Source organism: Solilutibacter pythonis (genome assembly GCF_003697345.1).
Lineage (GTDB): Bacteria > Pseudomonadota > Gammaproteobacteria > Xanthomonadales > Xanthomonadaceae > Solilutibacter > Solilutibacter pythonis.
The window spans coordinates 57,332-76,302 of the sequence record NZ_RFLY01000012.1 but is presented as its reverse complement, the minus strand read 5'-3'; the positions used below and the strand labels follow the sequence as shown (position 1 = coordinate 76,302).

The 18,971-nt window shown below is 64.1% G+C and carries 11 protein-coding genes; 1 reads left to right on the top strand and 10 read right to left on the bottom strand.

The annotated features are described in order from the left end of the window. Positions 1-89: 89 nt before the first annotated feature. Positions 90-935 carry an undecaprenyl-diphosphate phosphatase gene (locus EBB59_RS09255; RefSeq protein ID WP_122101876.1) on the top strand — a complete coding sequence of 282 codons (846 nt, stop codon included), beginning with the start codon at positions 90-92 and terminating at the stop codon, positions 933-935. Positions 936-1,209: 274 nt separating this feature from the next. On the opposite strand, the gene EBB59_RS09250 is transcribed toward EBB59_RS09255, so the two are convergent. The 10 genes from EBB59_RS09250 to EBB59_RS09205 form a co-directional block, all read right to left on the bottom strand. Beyond that, entirely contained in the window at positions 1,210-4,461 is a 3,252-nt protein-coding gene (locus tag EBB59_RS09250; protein ID WP_122101875.1) for an efflux RND transporter permease subunit, read from the bottom strand. Positions 4,462-4,471: 10 nt separating this feature from the next. Then, positions 4,472-5,704 carry an efflux RND transporter periplasmic adaptor subunit gene (locus EBB59_RS09245; protein ID WP_122101874.1) on the bottom strand — a complete coding sequence of 411 codons (1,233 nt, stop codon included), beginning with the start codon at positions 5,702-5,704 and terminating at the stop codon, positions 4,472-4,474. Next, entirely contained in the window at positions 5,701-6,963 is a 1,263-nt protein-coding gene (locus EBB59_RS09240; RefSeq protein ID WP_122101873.1) for a TolC family protein, read from the bottom strand. The genes EBB59_RS09245 and EBB59_RS09240 overlap by 4 nt, the downstream gene beginning before the upstream one ends. A 62-nt stretch (positions 6,964-7,025) precedes the next feature. After that, entirely contained in the window at positions 7,026-7,376 is a 351-nt protein-coding gene (locus EBB59_RS09235; protein WP_147455553.1) for a hypothetical protein, read from the bottom strand. Positions 7,377-7,621: 245 nt separating this feature from the next. After that, entirely contained in the window at positions 7,622-8,227 is a 606-nt protein-coding gene (locus EBB59_RS09230) for a YbhB/YbcL family Raf kinase inhibitor-like protein (RefSeq protein ID WP_122101871.1), read from the bottom strand. A gap of 45 nt (positions 8,228-8,272) precedes the next feature. Beyond that, positions 8,273-9,268, bottom strand: a complete 996-nt coding sequence (locus EBB59_RS09225) for a YheT family hydrolase (protein ID WP_122101891.1) — start codon at positions 9,266-9,268, stop codon at positions 8,273-8,275. Between the two features lie 9 nt (positions 9,269-9,277). Further along, on the bottom strand, positions 9,278-10,063 hold the full coding sequence (locus EBB59_RS09220; RefSeq protein ID WP_122101870.1) for a lysophospholipid acyltransferase family protein: 786 nt from the start codon (positions 10,061-10,063) through the stop codon (positions 9,278-9,280). Positions 10,064-10,123: 60 nt separating this feature from the next. Beyond that, the gene (locus tag EBB59_RS09215; protein ID WP_245979217.1) at positions 10,124-10,543 is read right to left on the bottom strand and encodes a hotdog fold thioesterase; all 420 of its coding nucleotides are present in this window, start codon (positions 10,541-10,543) and stop codon (positions 10,124-10,126) included. Between the two features lie 58 nt (positions 10,544-10,601). Beyond that, positions 10,602-10,799 (bottom strand): hypothetical protein, encoded by a 198-nt coding sequence (locus tag EBB59_RS09210; RefSeq protein ID WP_122101868.1) that lies wholly within the window; start codon positions 10,797-10,799, stop codon positions 10,602-10,604. Positions 10,800-11,020: 221 nt separating this feature from the next. Next, a complete protein-coding gene (locus EBB59_RS09205) occupies positions 11,021-18,970 on the bottom strand; it encodes a calcium-binding protein (protein WP_147455552.1) in 7,950 nt (2,649 codons plus the stop codon). Between the last annotated feature and the right edge of the window lies 1 nt (position 18,971).

The window sequence follows — 18,971 nt, the reverse complement described above, 5'->3', positions numbered from 1 at the left end:
GAAAATAGTGAAAACCCTCAGCACCACGACCACCACCGGCAACTGCTAGGCTTGGCGCGCGCCACCGCCCTCCTCTTCCGGCCCCCTCCATGTCCGACCTCCTTGCCGCACTCCTGCTTGGCATCATCGAAGGCATCACCGAATTCCTCCCCATTTCCAGTACGGGGCATCTGTTGATCGCCCAGCATTGGCTGGGCGCGCGTAGCGACCTGTTCAACATCGCCATCCAGGCCGGGGCGATCCTCGCGGTGGTGTTCATCTATTGGCGCAAGCTGGTGGCGTTGGCGCTCGCATTCTTTGGCCGCCCGCCAGCGGGTGAGCGGGGAGAGTCCGCCACGGTGATCGGCGCGCGCGATTACCTACTGAAGCTCGGCCTCGCCTTCGGCGTCACCGCGGCCGGCGGATTGCTGGTCAAGAAGCTCGGCTGGGAGCTGCCGGATACCGTGCAACCAATCGCCTGGGTGCTGATCATCGGTGCGTTTTGGATGGTGCTCGCCGAACAACTGGCGGCTCGGCGCGCGGCGACCATCGGCGAACGCAGCCATGTTTCGTGGCTGACGGCGGTGCTGGTCGGCATCGCGCAGATAGTGGCGGGCGTCTTTCCCGGCACTTCGCGCAGCGCGGCCACCATCTTCGTCGCATTGCTGGCCGGCACCACTTCGCGCGCGGCGGCAACGGAATTCGCCTTCCTGGTCGGCATTCCCACCATGTTCGCCGCCACGGGCTACGAGCTGATCGACATGTTGCGCGGCGGCCAGGCAGCGAACGAAGACTGGAGCGCACTGGCGGTGGCCTTCGTCACCTCGATGATCACCGCCTTCGTTGCGGTCAAATGGCTGCTGCGCTACATCCAGAGCCATCGCTTCACCGCCTTCGCGGTGTATCGGCTGCTGCTGGGCCTGGCGTTGCTGCTCTGGCTGCCGGCCACGGCCTGAAGCCCCACCGGAAGCCCAATGCCGACAGCGCATCGGCCGCAGCTCGAACACCCGCGCGATGGCCTCCACCCACCCCAGCGGTAGTCGGCACTCATGCAACGCCGCCCAAGACGCGCGCCCATCCCGGTGGATCGCTCACAGGTCCGGCGCCTCCGCCCCATGACCGTCCACGCTTCTCGATTTGCCGAGCGAAGAAAGCAAGACGCCGCGACCTGTAGGCCGCGGCGTCGCCGTTGAGGGGGTATCGACTACCCCCGTTCGCGCGTTTCCCGCTTCAGTCCTCTTCGGCCTGGCGATCCTTACGGCCGGCGGAAGCACGGGCCGCGAAGGTCGGCAGGACAAGCAAAGTCAGGAAGGTGGCGGTGATGAGCCCACCGATCACCACGGTGGCCAACGGCTTTTGCACCTCGGCGCCGGAGCCGCTGGCGATGGCCATCGGGATGAACCCGACAATGGCGACGAGCGCCGTGGTCAGCACCGCGCGGAGGCGGCTGGCCGCGCCGACGGCCGCCGCCATCAGCGGCGCATCCCCGGCATCGAGCCGTTCGCGGATCGCCTGCATCAGCACCAGGCCGTTCAACGTCGCCACGCCCGACACCGCGATGAAGCCCACGGCCGCGGAAACCGAGAATGGCATCCCGCGCACCAGCAGGGCCAGGGCGCCCCCCACCAGCGCCAACGGCACGCAAGCGAAGACCAGACCGGCCTCGCGGGCGCTGCCGAGCGCCATGTACAACAAGGTGCCAATCAGCAGGAACACCACCGGAATGACCATCAGCAGGCGTTTTTCGGCGCGCTGCAAATTCTCGAACTGCCCGCCCCAGTTCAAGTGCAGGCCGGGGGGAAGCTTGATGGTCTCCACCGCCGACTGCGCCTCCTGGACAAAGCCGCCAAGATCGCGGCCGCGCACGTTGGCCTGCACCACGATACGGCGGCTGCCGTTGTTGCGGCTGATTTGGTTCGGCCCTTCGGCAACGCCAATGCGCGTCACCGACGACAACGGAACCACCGTGCCACTGGCCGACACCACGGGCAACGCCGCCAACTGGGCCGGATCATTGCGATCGGCACTGTCCAGACGCACGACGATATCGAAGCGGCGATCGCCCTCGAACATCTTGCCCGCCGAGGTGCCGCCGATCCCGGTCGCCAGCGCCGCGCTGACATCCGCCGCCGTCAGTCCGTACTGCGACGCCGCCGCATGATCGACCTGCGCGGTGAGGGTGGGCAGACCGGATACCTGCTCGACCCTCACGTCCGCCGCGCCGGGGATGCCACGCAACTTCAACGCCACCTGGTCGGCCACTTTCTGCATGACGTCGAAGTCGTCACCGAACACCATCACCGCAAGATCCGTCCGCACGCCGGAAATGAGTTCGTTGAACCGCAACTCGATTGGCTGGCTGAACTCGAACGCGTTGCCGATCTGCTTTTCGGCGACCGATTTGAAACGGTTTACCAGGGCATCCTTGTCCAGCTTCGGATCGGGCCATTCCGAGCGCGGCTTGAGCACGATCACGCTGTCGGAAATATTGGTCGGCATCGGGTCGATCGCGGCCTCCGCGGTACCGGTCCGCGAGAAGATCGTCTTGACTTCCGGCTCCTTCGCCAAGGCATTTTCGAGGGCGAGCTGCATCGCCATCGACTGCTCCAGCGAGGTGGACGGAACCCGCAAGGCCTGCATCGCCATGTTGCCTTCATCGAGCGTCGGCATGAATTCCCGGCCCAGCGACAAGAACGCGCTGACGCCGATCACAAGCGTCGTCGCCGCGCCCAGCAAAACCATGCGCGGGTGCATGACCGCCTTCCGAATCACCGGCTCGGCCCGGGCACGGACGAAACGGATGATCCTCGTTTCGTGTTCACCGTCGTCTTCGGCATGCGCAGGTTCCGCCCCGGCGGGCGGGACGCCCTTGCCTTTGGCGCCCGGCGCGCGGATGAACAGCGCCACCATCGCCGGGACGAAGGTGAACGAGAACAGGAACGCACCGACCAGCGCCAGCATGAAGGTGGCGGCCATTGGCTGGAAAGTCTTCCCTTCCACGCCTTCCAGCGTCAGGATCGGGGCGAACACCAGCAGGATGATCGCCTGCCCGAACGCCGCCGGCCGCATCATCTTGCGCGCGGCCTGCACCGCGACATCCAGCCGTTCACGCTTGCTCAACTCGCGCCCGAGTTCCTGCCGCTTCTGCCCGAGCAGCAGCAGCGTCGCCTCGACCACGATCACCGCGCCATCCACCAGGATGCCGAAATCCAACGCGCCCAGGCTCATCAGGTTGCCGCTGATGCCAAAGCGGTTCATGCCGATCACCGCGAACAGGAAAGAGAGCGGAATCACCAGCGCGGTGATGGCCGCGGCGCGGATGTTACCGAGCAGGAGGAACAGGATGGCGATGACCAGCAAGGCGCCTTCGGTCAGGTTCTTCGCCACGGTGCGGATCGTCGCGTTCACCAACACACTGCGGTCCAGCACCGGCTCGGCCACGATGCCCGGCGGCAGCGACCTGCCCACTTCGGCCAGCCGCGTGGCCGCGGCCTGGGCCACGGTGCGGCTGTTGCCACCGGCGATCATCAAGGCGGTGCCAAGCACGGCCTCGTGGCCATTGCGGCTGGCGGCACCCAGGCGCGGCGCCTGACCGATGCCCACCTTGGCGACGTCCGAGACGCGCACCACCAGCCCGTCACGGTTGGCGACCGGGGCCTCTTCCAGATCGCCCACCGTGCGCGCCAGGGCATCGGCGCGCACGATCAGCCCCTCGCCCGCGCGTTCGACGAAACCGGCGCCGGCCTGCACATTGGCACGCTCCAGCGCCTGCACCAGGTCATCCAGCCCCAGGCCGTAGGCCGCCAGCCGCTCGGTGTCGGGCCGGACGGCGTATTCCTTGACGTAACCACCGATGGTGTCCACGCCGGCCAATCCCGGCGTCGAACGCATCTGCGGGGCCACGATCCAGGTCTGCACCGTGCGCAGATAGGTGGCGCGTTCCTTTGCCGTCGCCAGACGGTTGCCTTCCGGGGTCAGATAACTGCCATCGGCCTGCCAGCCCGGCTCGCCGGGCTTGGCGACGTTTTTCGGATCGAAGGGGACGTAATCGAGCGTCCACATCAACACCTCGCCCAACCCGGTGGTGACGGGAGACATCATCGGCGCCACGCCCTCGGGCAAGTCCTCCTGGGCCTCGCGCATGCGCTCGGCCACCTGTTGGCGCGCGAAATAGATGTCGGTTTCATCGGTGAAGATCGCCGTCACCTGCGAGAAGCCGTTACGCGAAAGCGAGCGGGTTCTCGTCAGCCCGGGGATACCGGCCAGGGCCGTCTCCAGCGGGTAGGTGACCTGTCGCTCGATCTGTCCGGGCGACAACGAGGGCGCCACCGTGTTGATCTGCACCTGGCGGTTGGTGATGTCGGGTACCGCGTCGATGGGCAGGCGGGTCAGTTGGAGCAGGCCGAAGGCGGCGATCGCCGCGCAGATGAAGACCACGCTCCAGCGGAAACGAACCGCCGTTTCGATGAGTTTGTTAAACATCGGCGGCTCCTTAGTGCCCGTGCTCGGCTTCGCCCTTGGCGAGTTCGGCCTTGAGCAGGAATGCGTTGGTGCCGGCTACGCGCTCGGTACCCTTCAGCCCCTTCAGGATTTCGACCCTGTTGCCGGCGCGCCGGCCGGCAAGCACCGGGGTTGCGCGGAATCCCTTATCCGTGGCGACGAATACCACCGTGCTCCCGTTCACCGCCTGCACCGCGTCGGTGGGGACGGAGAACATGCCGCCCAGATCGCCAGTCACCAGGATGCCGGCGACCGGCGAGCCCGCCGGCGGCAACACGCCTTCCTCCGCGCGCGCACGCACGACCGCCATGCCGGTCGGCTCATTGACATCGGCGGCGGATGCCGTTACCACCGCCGGGAAGGCACCATCCGGGCCCGTCACCTCGATGCGCATACCGGGCTGGACGCGCGAAGCCAGCGCCGGCGGCGCATTGAAGACGATCTCGGTCTGCCTCGGGTCCGACACGCTCGCCACCACGTTACCGGCCGCCACGAATCCGCCCGGCGTCACCTGCACGCCCGTGACCACCCCGCGCACCGGACTGGTAATGGCGATGCGGCCACGCCCATCCGGCCGCCCCGTGGCGGCCAATCTCGCCTGGGCGGCGCGCGCAGTCGCATCGGCGGCCAGCGAACGCGCACGCGATGCTTCCATCTCCTGGCGCGCCACGACCCCCTGCCCCACCAGACTGCGATCGCGCTGGTGCACCATACGGGCGACCTGCGCTTCGGCGGCGGCGGCATCCGCCGCGGCACGCAGCGATGCGCCCTCGCCACTGACGATATAAGCGATGGGCGCACCGACCGCGACATTCATGCCCGGCGCCACGACAACCCGCTCCACACGGCCATCGACCGCCGCGGCGACGGCCGCACGCGCGCCGACCGTGGGCTCGACTCGACCACTGAGCCGGGTTTCGCCGCCGCCGCCGGAGGTAACGGCCACCACCTCGATACCGGAGGCGGCGCGTTGTTCGGCGGTCAGCTCGACAAGGCCCTCGTCGTCGTCTTTCTCGCCTTCTTCGTGCGCATGGCCGCTTTCTTCGCCCTCTGCCTCGCCCTCGGGCGTCTTGCCGGCATTCGCCGCATCGCCCTTGCTTTCCGGCGCGGCAGCCACCGGAGTAGCCGAATCGCCTTTACCGCCAAGGCGGGCCAACCCGAATCCGGCCAGCGCCGCCAACAGCAGAGCGGCCACCAAGGCGTACGGAAGGAATTTCTTGTTCATCGTGCATCTCCGAATGGGGTACGCCCTTCGACACGGGCAAGTTCGATTTCAGCCATGACGCGCGCCACGCGCGCATCCACCGCATCGCCACGGGCGCTCACCAGCGCGGTACGCGAGCTGCGCAACTCAAGTTGCGAAATACGGCCGGCCTCGAAGCCTATGCGCGCAAGCCGATAGGCTTCGGTAGCCGTCGCCACTCCGCTGTCAGCGGCCCGGGCGCGCGAGGTCGAAGCGCTCAGCGCGGCCGTCGCGGCAAGCCGTTCGGCCCGGGCCTCCTGCTTGCGCGCCGCGAGGCGGGCCTCGGCGGCGCGGCGCTCGGCATACGCGGCGCGGATGTTGCCGGTATTCCGGTCGAACACCGGAATGCTCAAGTTCAGCCCCAGGGTCAATGCACGGTCACTGTTTTCGTTGAACCTGCGGACACCGACACTAGCGCTGACATCCGGCAGCGCGCGACGCCGCTCGACCGTCACCAGCCGATCCGCCGTGGAGAGCTCGGCCTGGGCCACCTGTACCGAAAGCGGCTCCGCCTGATCATCTTTCGCCGGGCCGGCCGGCATGCGGTCGAGCAGGCTCGACGACAGTCGCTCGACCGGCTGTTCGAGCATCGCCAGGGCGGTCAATTGCGCCAGGGCGGCATCGCGTGCCGCGGACGCCTCGTCCAGGGCGGCGCGGGCGCTTTCCAGTTCCGCCTGGGCTTGCACTTCGCGCAGCCGGGCTTCACGCCCCTCCCGCACCAAGGCGGCAACGCCATTGGCGTCCTGCTCGGTAAGCAGCAGTGCTTCTCGCGCCAATTCGTAGCGGCGCAGCGCGGCTTCGGCTTCTGCATAGGCGGCGGCCAGCCGGCCGGCGGTCAGCCAGCGCATCTGCACGCTGCGCAGGCCGGCGGCATTGGCTTCCGCCCGCGCCGCCTGGATGCGGGCGCCACGCTTGCCCCACAGTTCCAGCGGTTGATTCACCGACAGCGTAGTTTCCCCGCTGCCCACGCCACGGTATTGGCCGGTGCCGAAGACATTCGCCCTTTCGACGGCCAGCGAGGGATTGGGATAGGCCCGCGCCTGCTGGGCGCGGCCGAGGGCGGCCTCGCTCAGCGCTTCGGATTCGACCGAGGCCGGTAGCGTATCCAGGCGAGCCAGAAGGGATTCGTAAGATGGGGCAGTCGCGCCAGCGCCATCGTCTGCCCGTATGGGCAAGGCCGATGCCGTCAACGCCACCGCCAAAGCAGCCGCAAGAAGCGGCTTCTTGGACAGGGCAAGCATGTTGAGTCTCCGAAAGTGAGGAAATACACGGTTCCCCCACCCGCAAAAGCGGGCGGGGAGAGTCATGCCCTGATCGGCGGTCTCAGCAGGTTTGACGGCGCATGTTCGATCACGGGAATCGCGTTGTGTACGGGCGGTTCACCGGGAATGGGGAGGAAAAGGATTTCCTCGGGTTCCGCGAGTCGGGCAATGGACAGGTGCCCGCAGCAATGCGCGAAGTGCAACAACAAATGCTGGGCCCCGCCCGCGCCGACCTCGTCGGACTGCGAACGCTGCCCGCCACCGGCTGGATCAAGCTGCATGTGCGTCGCCACCGGCGCATCGTAATTCAGTTCATGGAACTCGCCGATCGCCGCCAGCAGGGGCTGTACGACCATCACCAATGACAGCAGCGCGACCAGAATCGCGCGCATCGAGCGGTGGCGGGTGGCGGAGCGTACAAACATGCGCGAAGGCTAGCCGAGGAATAACGCGGTACACAATTACATGGCTTCGCGATCCGTAGTGCCAGCGGACAGCCCTTGCCGTGGCGGATCGACCACCCGTCGATTCCAATCGAAACTCTGGCGATATCCGGGCCGATATTTTGCGACCGGCCCGTGCCGTTGGATGCGGCGGCCGGGCGTCTGAACCCCCCGCCCCGCTTCTTTCCCCCGGTTCAGTCGCGCAGGCGATAGCTGCCCCAGGTGGCGGTTTCGGCCAGTACGCGCCCGTTCATGGCGCGCAGCACGTCGGCGGCGGTGAATTTTTCCGGTAATTCGAGCCGCTCGACATCGAGTGCGAACAAGCGGAAGAAGTAACGATGGGTACGCAGGTCGTTTGGCGGCGGATACGGGCCGTCGTAGCCGAAATATTCGCCCTTCATCCCGCCTTCGTCGCTGGCGAACCAGCCGGTGTAATCGTTGAGCCCCTGGCGCGCGCCGCCGAGGATCCCCGTCGCCGGCTTGCCGCCTTTCGTTACCCCGTCCGAGCTGCCGCCGGCCTCGATCCCGCGCATGTCCGCCGGGATGTCGGCGACCACCCAGTGGACGAAATCGCCGCGTGGGTGTTCGACCGGAATCTCGACCCCCGCCTTGCCGGCCAGCGAAGCATCGGTCGGGGCGTCGGTATCGACGCAGAGCAGGGCGAACGACCGGGTGCCTTCCGGCACGTCGCGCCAAGCCAGTTGCGGGCTGCGGTTGCCGCCGAAGCCATCCGGCGCGCCAAGCGCGAATTCGGACGGAATGGGCTGGCCGTGCGGGAAGCTGTCGCTGTGGATCTTCATCGGTCTCTCCGCTGCATGAAGGCCACAGATTAGCGGCGTTTTCGTTCAGCCGCCGTCGAGAGCGGCGCGAAAACGCGCGGCCATCCATGCCTCGCCATAGCCATGCATGCGCCAATCGCGCAGAAAACCGCAATGGCCACCGTGACTGGCCAGTTCCACCCGCACCATCGGCAGGCGTGCGATGGCATGGAAATCCTCGGCCGGCACCACCGGATCGTCGGCCGCCATCAGGATGTCGACCGGCATCGGCAAAGCCGCGAGGCGCTCGCCGGCCACGCTGTAGGCATCGAAATACCCTTCCAGCGAGCCGTAATCGGTGTGCCGCTCGGCGAAATAGGCGGTCAGCGGGCGCATCCGCAGTTTGAGCACGCGATCGTCGAAATCGTGCGCCTGGGGAAACAGTTCGCGCTTGCGCGCCAGCGAGCGCCGCCATTTGTGCTCGAAATAACGCAGATAGAGCGGCATCCCGGCTTCCATCGCATCCATGGTCCTGGCCGGATCGATGGCCGGACAAACCGCGGCCACGCCGGCCAAGGGCAGGCCGGCTTGACGCGCGCGCAGGGCGAGGCGCAGCGCGAAGTTGCCGCCCAGCGACCAGCCGCCGACCAGCAGCCGGCGGACGCCCGAACGCGCCACCAGCGCCTGCGCGGCGGCGACCACTTCGTCTATCCGCCCGGAATGGAAAATCGCTTCGTTGAGGTGGTGGGTTTCGCCGTGATCGCGGAAATTGAGCCGGAACACCGCCAGGCCATCGGCCAGCAGGTGGGCGGCGGCGGCGCGTACGTAGTTGGATTCGGCACTCCCTTCCCAGCCGTGCAGCAACAGCGCCACCACCGGCGTGGCGGCCGCATCCGGCGCATGGCTGAATATGCCTTGCAGGCGGACGCCCTCGCCGGCATCGAGCAGCACGCTCTGGTGGCATGCGCCGGTATCGGCCAGCGCCCTGGCCGCCTGGCGCGCGCGGGCCGGGCCGGACGACATCACCGATTGCAGATGCGCATTGCGCAAGCTGCGCGGCGGCATGAACGGGCTGGCCGACAGCGACATCGCTCAGGCGCCGGGCAGCACCGCGGCGATCCGCGCCCGCGCGGTCTCGGCAATCCGGCGACGGCCTTCGGCCTCCGGCATGCCGGGCAGGATTGGCGGCAGGAACACCACATCGGCATCGATCGCCGGGTCGCCAAGAATACGCAGGAAATTCTCCAGGAAATTCTCGCGCGGGCCGAACGCGACCCGGGTCTGCGCCACGCCATGCGCGCCGTAGCGCAACGCCACGGGCTGGACCGGCACACCGGCTTCGACCGCGGCGGTAAAGATACGGGCATGGAACGGCCCCAACTGGTGGCCGCCACGGGTGCCGCCCTCGGGGAAGGCGCCAATCGAATGCCCCCCGCGCAGGCGATCGGTCATCACCCCGAGTACGTCGCCCAGCGACTCCTGGCTGCCGCGCTGGTGGAAGATGGTCTCGGCCTTGGTCGCCATCCAGCCCACCAGGGGCCAGCCGGCGATCTCACGCTTGGCGACGAAGCCCATCATGCGTTGGCTGTGCAGCACCACGATATCGACCCAACTGACGTGGTTGGCGACGAACATCGTCGGCCCCGCCAGTGGGTCGCCGACACCACGCACGCGAATGCCGAACACCCGCATCAACCAACGCGACCACCAGCGGATCGCGCGGTATTCCAGCCGTAGGCCGCGCACCACGATGCCGCGCGTGGGCAGCGAGATCAGCAACAACACGACCGGCAGATCGACCAGCAGGTGCCAGAACAGGAACGGCACCCGCCAGGCGTAGCGCAGAACGCGGCGCGCAAGGGAATCGGAAGCGGACATGACACGCCACGATACCGTGACGGCCCGATGTTGCGCCACAACGCCGGCCGGACGCGCGGCTCAGCCGCGACGGCGAATCACCGCCAGGGTGAGGCGCGAGATACAGACCAGTTGGCCGGCTTCGTCCTCGATGCGAATTTCCCAGACCTGAGTGCTCCGGCCGACATGGAGCGCGCGCGCGGTACCGGTGACCATGCCCTCGCGCACCCCGCGCAGGTGGTTGGCATTGATCTCGATGCCGACCACACTCTGGTTTTTCTCCACGCACATCCCCGCGGCGGTGCTGCCAAGCGTCTCGGCCAGTGCGGCCGAGGCGCCGCCGTGCAACAGGCCATGGGGCTGGTGGGTACGCGCATCCACCGGCATCGTCGCCCGCAGGTAGTCTGGCCCGATTTCGGTGAAGACGATGCCCAGCGGTTGCATCAGGGTATTGGCGGACCAGTCATTGAGCTGTTCGAGCGTGATGTCGGGTCGGAACATGCGGGGCGGGCGTGGCATAGGCGGTGGAAGCGCCAGCATACCCGCAACCGCAGCGCCCTCAACGAATGCGGAACATCACTGGCGCCGGGCGGGCCGGCGCATAGCCACGACGCTCATCTGCGTAGCCGCTGCTGCGACCGTAGCCAACCCCGATATCGCGCTCGCGGCGCCGTGGTGGGCGCGTGTTGACCGAAAAGGGAAGCGCGGCGGACAGGGCATGGCCGGTGCCGGTCGTGGCATGGGGAATGGCATTCATGGCGATCTCCAGGGGTAAAAGTTGGTGTGTTGGTACAGTAAATCACCAGCACAAAAAATGCCCATGCCGGAAGTCACCCAACCCGAGGCGTCTGGTTATTCCTTTGGGAATGCTTGATCCGGGCTATCGATCCACACCGCGCAACCAGCGGAAAGAACGCCGCGCACGACGAAGAGGCCCGGTTTCCCGGGCCTCTCCGAATCCACGATGGTGCGGACTGGTTACATCGTTTGCATTGCCGCAATGCCGCTACGGCCAAGGTCCGGATGGAGCTGGCGGCCCAACACATCCAGCCGCATCGTGTCCGGCTCCAGCATCGATGGGCCGCTCTGCGCGGCCTGACCATGGCTGGCCATGGCATCGACCAGCAGTTGCAGTTCCCCCGATTGCCCAGCGCGAGCATTGGGCAAGGCGGCCCACGTCTGTCCGGGTAGGCCGGGATCGTCCCGAACGTCATCCAGGAAATCCCGGCGCTCGCCGTTTCCAGCAGCGGCATCGCTCATGTCGTATGGTCGCGCATCGATCAGGCCGCCAATGCTCGCCGTCCGTGCCGAAGCGGCGCCGGCGCCCGGCAATGGCGTCAGCAAGGCGGGGAGGCTGGAGGCCGGGATGCCGTAACCGTCCCCGGGCTGGATGTAATCAATGGCGTAAGCGCCACTGGCATCGAAGTGCTTGTACACGCGCACTTGTTCGTTGGCGTTGCCATCCACCCGCACGATCAGGTCATCACCATCGCGGTGGAAGCTCAGGCGCGAGCGATTGATGCGCTTGTTGCCCGCATTGAACAGCAGCCAATCGGTTCCACCGCCACTGTTGTCGATGACGTCCGAGCCGCCACCGAAGACGTATTTGTCATCGCCGGCCCCGCCGAACAAGGTGTCGTTGCCATCTTCACCCACCAAGGTATCGTTGCCCTCGCCCCCCACCAGGATGTCGTTGCCCGAGCCGGTATAACTGCCATTGCCGCCGGACAGGTAGTCATCGCCTTCGCCGCCGACGAGCTTGTCATCGCCGCCCATGCCGAACAACTGGTCGTTGCCCGCGAGGCCGCTGATCAGGTCGCGGCCCGAGGTACCGGCGATCTGTTCGCCCGCCGCCGTCCCCGTTCTCTTGCCCGGATAATCGGCATCGTTACCTTGCGATGGCGCGTCACCGCCACCGCCGCCGGGAGATGGCGGCGCGGTGTCGCCACCGCCCACCTTGGCATTGATCTGGGCCGTGCTCAGCATGGTCCCGCTCGCCGGCTGCAAATAGTCCAGCGCGTAATCACCCCCCAGGAAGTGATTATTGACCCGCACCGTGTTCGCGGCATTGCCATTGACGGTGATCAGCAGATCGTCGCCCGTGCGGGAGAAGGCGAGTTGGGCCTCGGTGATGCCGTCCTGGAAGAACAGCCCATCGTTGCCGCCGCCACTGTTGTCGATGACGTCCTGGCCGGATTTGTAGATGTACTTGTCATCGCCCGCGCCGCCGATGAGCATGTCGTTGCCATCCTCGCCGACCAGCGTGTCGTTGCCGGTGCCGCCTTCGAGGCGATCGTTGCCCGACCCGGCACCGCCGCCATTGCCCCCGGAGAGGTAGTCGTTGCCTTCTCCGCCCAGCAGGGTGTCATCGCCCGCCATGCCAAAGAGGCTGTCGTCGCCGTCCAGGCCACGGATCATGTCCTTGCCGGCATCGCCAGCCAGTTGCTCACCAGCCGCGGTTCCCTCGATCAACTGATCGAAGCCCGGCACGCCGCCACCCGCCACCAACTGGTTGATCTGCGTGGCGGTCAGCATGTAGCCGCCATCGGGCTGGACATAATCGATGGCGTAATCGCCGCCCAGGAAATGATTGGTGACGCGCACGGCGGGCGTGGCCGAGGTGTCGATCTTGATCAACAGGTCATTTCCATCGCGCTCGAACGACAACCGCTCGCGCGTCACGCCGTTGATGAAGAAGACGCCATCGCTGCCGCCTCCGGTGTTGTCCACCACGTTGTAGCCGGAATCGACATCGAAGATGTATTTATCGTCACCCGCCCCGCCGATGACGCGGTCGTTGCCAGCGCCCGCCACCAGCGTGTCGTTGCCGGCGCCGCCATTGAGGACGTTGTCGGCGCCATTGCCGGCCATGTAGTTGTCGAGGTCGTTACCCGTGCCGTCGATCGCGGCATTGCCCGTCAGGAAAAGATTCTCGATATTGGCCGAGAGCGTGTACGAGGCCGAAGCCTGCACGGCGTCGGTACCGCCGCCGACGGCTTCGACCACCACGTCGCCGGTGTCATCCACGATGTAAGTATCGTTGCCCGCCCCGCCTTCCAGGCGGTCGACGCCGCTGCCGCCATCCAGGTAATCGTTACCGTCCCCACCATGGAGGCTGTCGGCACCGGCATCGCCGAACAGCGCGTCATTGCCCAACCCGCCGTACAGGATGTCGTCCCCGGCCAGTCCGCCCAGGGTATTGTCGCCATCGTTGCCGGTGACGACGTTATCCAACTCGTTGCCGAAGCCGGTCTTGACCCCGGCCGCGAGAATCAGGTTTTCGACGTGATCGCTGAGGATGTAATTGGTCTCGAAGCGGCGCTCGATGGTATCGATACCTTCGTTGGCGGTTTCCTCCACCCGATCGCCAAGCTGATCGACGATGTAATAATCATCGCCCGCGCCACCGGCCATGACATCCGCGCCGGCCATGCCATCGAGACGGTTGTTGCCGGCATTGCCGATGAGTTCATTGTCGCCCGCGTTGCCGGTGCCGCCGAGATTGGCGGTACCGGTGAGCCGCAGAGCTTCCAAGGTATCGCCCAGGGTGTAATCGATGCCGCTTTCGACCATGTCCCAGCCGCCATCCGCGGCCTCGACGATAATGTCACCGACATTATCCACCACGTAGGTGTCGTTACCCTGGCCGCCGCGCATCGTATCGGCGCCGGCACCGCCATCGAGCCGGTTGTCGGTATCGTTGCCGACCATTTCGTTGTCCAGCGCGTTGCCCGTACCGGACTGCGCCACGCCTTCCAGCACCAGTTTCTCGATGTGATCCGACAGCGTGTAGTCGGACGTGGCGCGCACGGTGTCGTAACCTTCGCCGGATTGCTCGACGATCACGTCGTCAGTGCTATCGACAAGGTAGATGTCGTCACCGCTTCCACCGACCAGAGTGTCGGTGCCACCGCCGCCATCCAGAACGTCATTACCGGCGCCGCCGCTGAGGGTGTTACGCGCGACATTACCGATCAACGTATTGTCGGCGGCATTACCCGTGGCATTGATCTCGCTTTCCCCCACGAGCTTCAGCACTTCCACATGCTCGGGCAGGGTATAGCTGACGCTGCTTTCAATCGTGTCAACGCCCTCGCCGGCCAATTCAACGATCACGTCGCCGACTTCATCCACCCGGTAAGTGTCGTCACCCGCGCCGCCATGCAAGGTGTCGTCACCCGCCATTCCAATCAAGGTATCGTTACCCGCGCCGCCACGGATGACATCGTCGGCGCGCGTGCCTTCAATCAGGTCATCGCCTACGGTGCCGGCGAACAACCGGCCCATCAGATCTTGAACCGACCATAGCGTACCATCGGCAAAACGCACCTGTTGCAACGGGTTGAGCACGTTGGCCGGGTCGTTATCCTTGAAGAAGTTCTGGATGGTGATGAAATCGCTGCCGCCGACAATGCCGATACGCAGATCGGTACGCGGCCCGCCCGCAATATCCGCAACTTGCAAGAGGGTAATATCGCCCGGCGTAATGCCGGATTTCATTTCCAACGTATTGAAACTGCCAATACCCTGGTCGGAGTTGTCGAGGATCGTATCCTGGCCATCACCCCGACCAAACCGGAAGATATTGCGCCCCGCATTGCCCACCAGGCGGTCGTTACCGGTGCCGCCATCGAGGACGTCGTCGCCATCGCACCCTTTGAGGTAATCATTGCCGGCGCCACCGGACATCACGTCATCGTCCTGCTGGCCATCCAGCCAGTCATCGCCATCGCCACCATTGATGACGTCCCCCCCAGCGCCACCGGAAACCCGGTCGTTACCGGCGGCGCCGTGGATCGTGTCGGCTCCCGAAGTACCTCGCAATACATCGTCCAACGCGGTACCGGCAAACAGTCGGGCCTGGATTTGTTCGAGCGTCCAGATCGTGCCATCCGCGAATTCGAAGCGCTGGACCGGGTTGGATGCATGTCCGACGGTATCGTTGAAGATGAATTGCTGGATGGTGATCTTGTCTTGCGTACCGGCGATCGACACTTCGAGATCGCTGCTGCCGAATGCGCCATGCACCTGCCGCAGGACGACATCGCCCACCCCCACACCGGCCTTGAACACCAGCGTATTGGCCTTGTCGGCCGTATCATCAAGCTCGGAAACGATCACGTCCCGACCATCGCCGATGCCGAACAGGTAGCGATTATTACCCTGGCCGCCATTCAGGCGGTCATTGCCGCTGCCGCCGTCGAGCGTGTCGTTGTTATCGCCCCCGAACAGCATGTCGTCACCCGCGCCGCCCAGCAGCGCATCTTCACCCGCCTCACCATACAAGGCGTCATCGCCATCACCGCCATTCAAGGTATCGTTGCCCGCGCGACCATAAAGCTGGTCATTGCCCAACCCACCCTTGATGGCATCGTCCGCCACGGTACCGCTGAGGCTGTCATCGGCCTCGGTGCCCGCATGAACCCGGGTCAGCAGGTCGGCCACCGTCCAGACCGTGCCATCGGCGAAACTCACCTGTTGCAGTGGATTATTGGCCCCGTGCGGGTCGTCCTGGTCGAAAAAGCCCTTGACCAGCACCTGGTCGCCCGATTGCCCCACCCGAAGCAGCAAATCCTTACTACCCCAATTCCCCACAACCTGACTGACATCGACATCGGCAACAGCGATGCCCGTCTTGAACTGCAAGGTGCTGGACTTGCCCGTGGAATCGTCGAACACACTGGCGATTTCATCCTGCCCATCGCCCAGCCCAAACCGGTAAACATTATTGCCCGCTCCGCCATTCAGACGATCGTTGCCGGCACCGCCTTCCAATACGTCATTACCTGTGCCGCCATCCAGGGAATCGTCCCCGGCGCCCCCCAGCAGTGTGTCATTACCGGCGCCGCCATAAAGCTCGTCGTTTCCGGCTTCGCCCTGCAAGGTATCGTCGCCCGCCAGGCCCTGTAGCTTGTTGTCGGCCTCGGTGCCGTGCAGCACATCATTGCCGACAGTGCCGCGAATACTGCCATCGACCACCGCAAACAACCGGGCGGTGATGTCGTTCACGGTCCAAAGCGTGCCATCGGCGAACTGTACGAATTGCAGGCTGTTATAGGCATTGGCCGGGTCGTCATCGTACAAGAAGCCGTTGAAAGTGAGGGTGTCGGCTTCCCCGTCCGGATTTTTGACGATGATCTGCAAAGCGCCATCGCCGCCCAGGTCGGTATCGTAAACACGCTTCAGCTCGATATCGGCGGCGGTGATTCCAGCCCCCAGCACCAGGACGTTTTGCTTGTCGCTCGCGGCATCGCGGGTCACTCGAACCAGGTCCTGCCCGTCGCCGCGCCCAAACAGATAGGTATCGTTGCCCACTCCCCCTTCGAGAATGTCATCGCCCGCGCCGCCGTGCAGCCGGTCATTGCCATCGCCTCCCACCAAGCTGTCGTTTCCGTCGCCACCGCGCAGAACGTCATGGCCCGCGCCGCCAATCAGACGGTCATCGCCGGCGCCGCCAAGCAAGACATCATTACCGCCCTCGCCGTTGAGCGTGTCATTGCCATCGCCGCCATCCACCAGATCATTGCCTGCCCCGGCATATACGATGTCGTCACCCTGGCCCGCGCCAACAATGTCCCGGCCAGCGCCGGAATTGACATGATCATTACCGGCGCCGGAAATAACGATATCGCCCCCCGCCCGGCCATAGATACTGTCGTCACCCATGCCGCCAAGCGCCATCTCCCCCTGGTTGGCCAGCGAGAAGTGGCCGTTGGCCAAGGTAAATCCGGCCGCTTCGAGTACCGCTTTACCTTCATCGGTGCTCGAAAGCGCATTGCTCCAGGTTTCCACCTGCGCCAACATTCGCAGACCGGCCTCTCCCATGAAACCACCGGCGTAGCGGAGCAGGTCGGCGGCATTTTCCAGCGCATGTCTCTGATTGGCGGTATAGCTGCCTTTTAAACGGGTCAGTGCCTTGCCGATGTCCACCTTGAACTCGCCAGCATCCAGATTCAGCTCGAAATCCTGCATGTAATCCTTGAGCCGGGTTTGCAGCACGAGCGCGGCATAGGCCGAGTTTTTCAACGCCTCGTAGCTTTGCTTCAGCAGATCGGCGGAGCCAGGCTCCAGGTTGATGTTGAAACTACGCGTGACGACGCCCTCCACTGTCGCCTGGCTCGATTCGTAACTGACATTGCCAACCGTCAGCCTGCCATCGGCGCCCTGGCCGAAAAAGGCGCTGCCATTGAAGCGCTCGAGAATCGACACGATCTGCGTCAGATCCTCACCGCCATCCCCCGACTTAAAAACCTGGAAAGTGCCGTTGATACCGCCTGACTCGGCCATGCGGGTGCGCGTATCCTTCATCGTCGAGGTGTTCGCCCATTGCAACAGAATCGCATCCATGCGCGAGACCATCTCGTCACGGGACATGCCAGGAGCGAGAGCGGCGATGGCATCCGCCAGGGAATCATCGATCGAAGCCGCCTCGCGCAGGTCGCGCACCATGCCGGAGCCTTTCATGTCGGCAATGGTCTTGGCTTTTTCCGTTAAAACAATTGCATCCTTGAATTCGCGGTAAAAGGAGTTGTTCGCCAGGAGCAGGTCGTAAAAATTACCGTCGCTGCCATCGGTGCGGGTGAACCGCCCGGTGGAATCGGCCACATTGCCGTTGCCCACATCGACATTGGTCGTGGAGGTGGGCGTGAGGTTGATGGACTGGATACCCACATCGGTGAGCGAGAACAGCTCGTTAGCCTGGGAGATACCATCCTGATTCAAATCGCGCCAGACTTTGACATCTGCAAACGAAGCATCGTTGGCATCGAACCTGCCATCTTTGTTCCAATCGTATTTACGTAGCGCGATGATGCCAGCGGAAAGCTCAGCCGGATCATTGAGATCGCGCTTGGAATCCGGATTGCCGTCACCGAACAGTTCGGTGCCGTCGTCGATCAGGCCATTGCCGTTTTTATCGATGACGAGAAGGCCGTCGTCGGGAGATATCCAACCAGTGCCGGTGGCGACTTTATCGCTGTTGTGATCGAAGAGGATTGAGCCGTTTGCAGCTATTCCATCAACCCCATCACCATCAAGATCAACCACCAAGGGGTCATACCGCACAGTCCATTTCGAGGATCCGCGAAAAAGTTCATAAATTGCCTTCCGCTGCGCCTCATCGTTTTCATACCAATCCTTCCCTCTCTCTCCCAGCCAATCCCATACATCCTGAAAAAACTTTTCCGCGGCCTTTACCCTCTGATCCCAAGTTGGGACTTCATTATTTCTAATTCCCGTTTCTCTTTCGGCATCTTCATCCCAAAAATTCCCCATGCCATGTGATTTTATTAAATCCATAAGAGATCTGTTTGGATTCAAGGGACTAGTTGGCTTCAGAGTATAGTTCCTGTTTACCCCAATCTGCTTTCCATATGAAACCCCAGACACAGGATCCAATTCGGTACGGTGATTGACTATATGCTTACTGGCATAACTCTTGTCAAGACCCAAAGCATCAGCCTGATTCGATGCGCCGTAGGGATTGAAGGTCTGCCCAGCAGCATTATATTTAGCCCCTTGCAGTTGCGACAGCCCACCTCCTAACGAGTGTCCGGTGACACGAGGATTTTCATAATTATTATCCCTAGCAAACTTTGCCGCCCATTCGTAAGCACGAAATGCATCAGGCGCTTGAGCGGACACCCCTCCCAAGGCCATTGAAATATCGGCAAGCAAATCTTGTGGCCCATTGCCAATTTTAGGAACCGGCTCAGTCCCAGCATTTGCAACAATCACATTTTTACTATTGTTGTCTATAAATACAACACCCTTATAACCACTTGCCGTATTCCAAGTTTTGACCACTGTGAGCGATTGCCCTCCCTCAGATTTCCAAGTTTTACCAGGCACCATATCGGCGCCCGAATAGTATGCAAGACTACTCGCATAAGCATACGTTGCGGTATCAGGCATAGTAGTATCAGACATA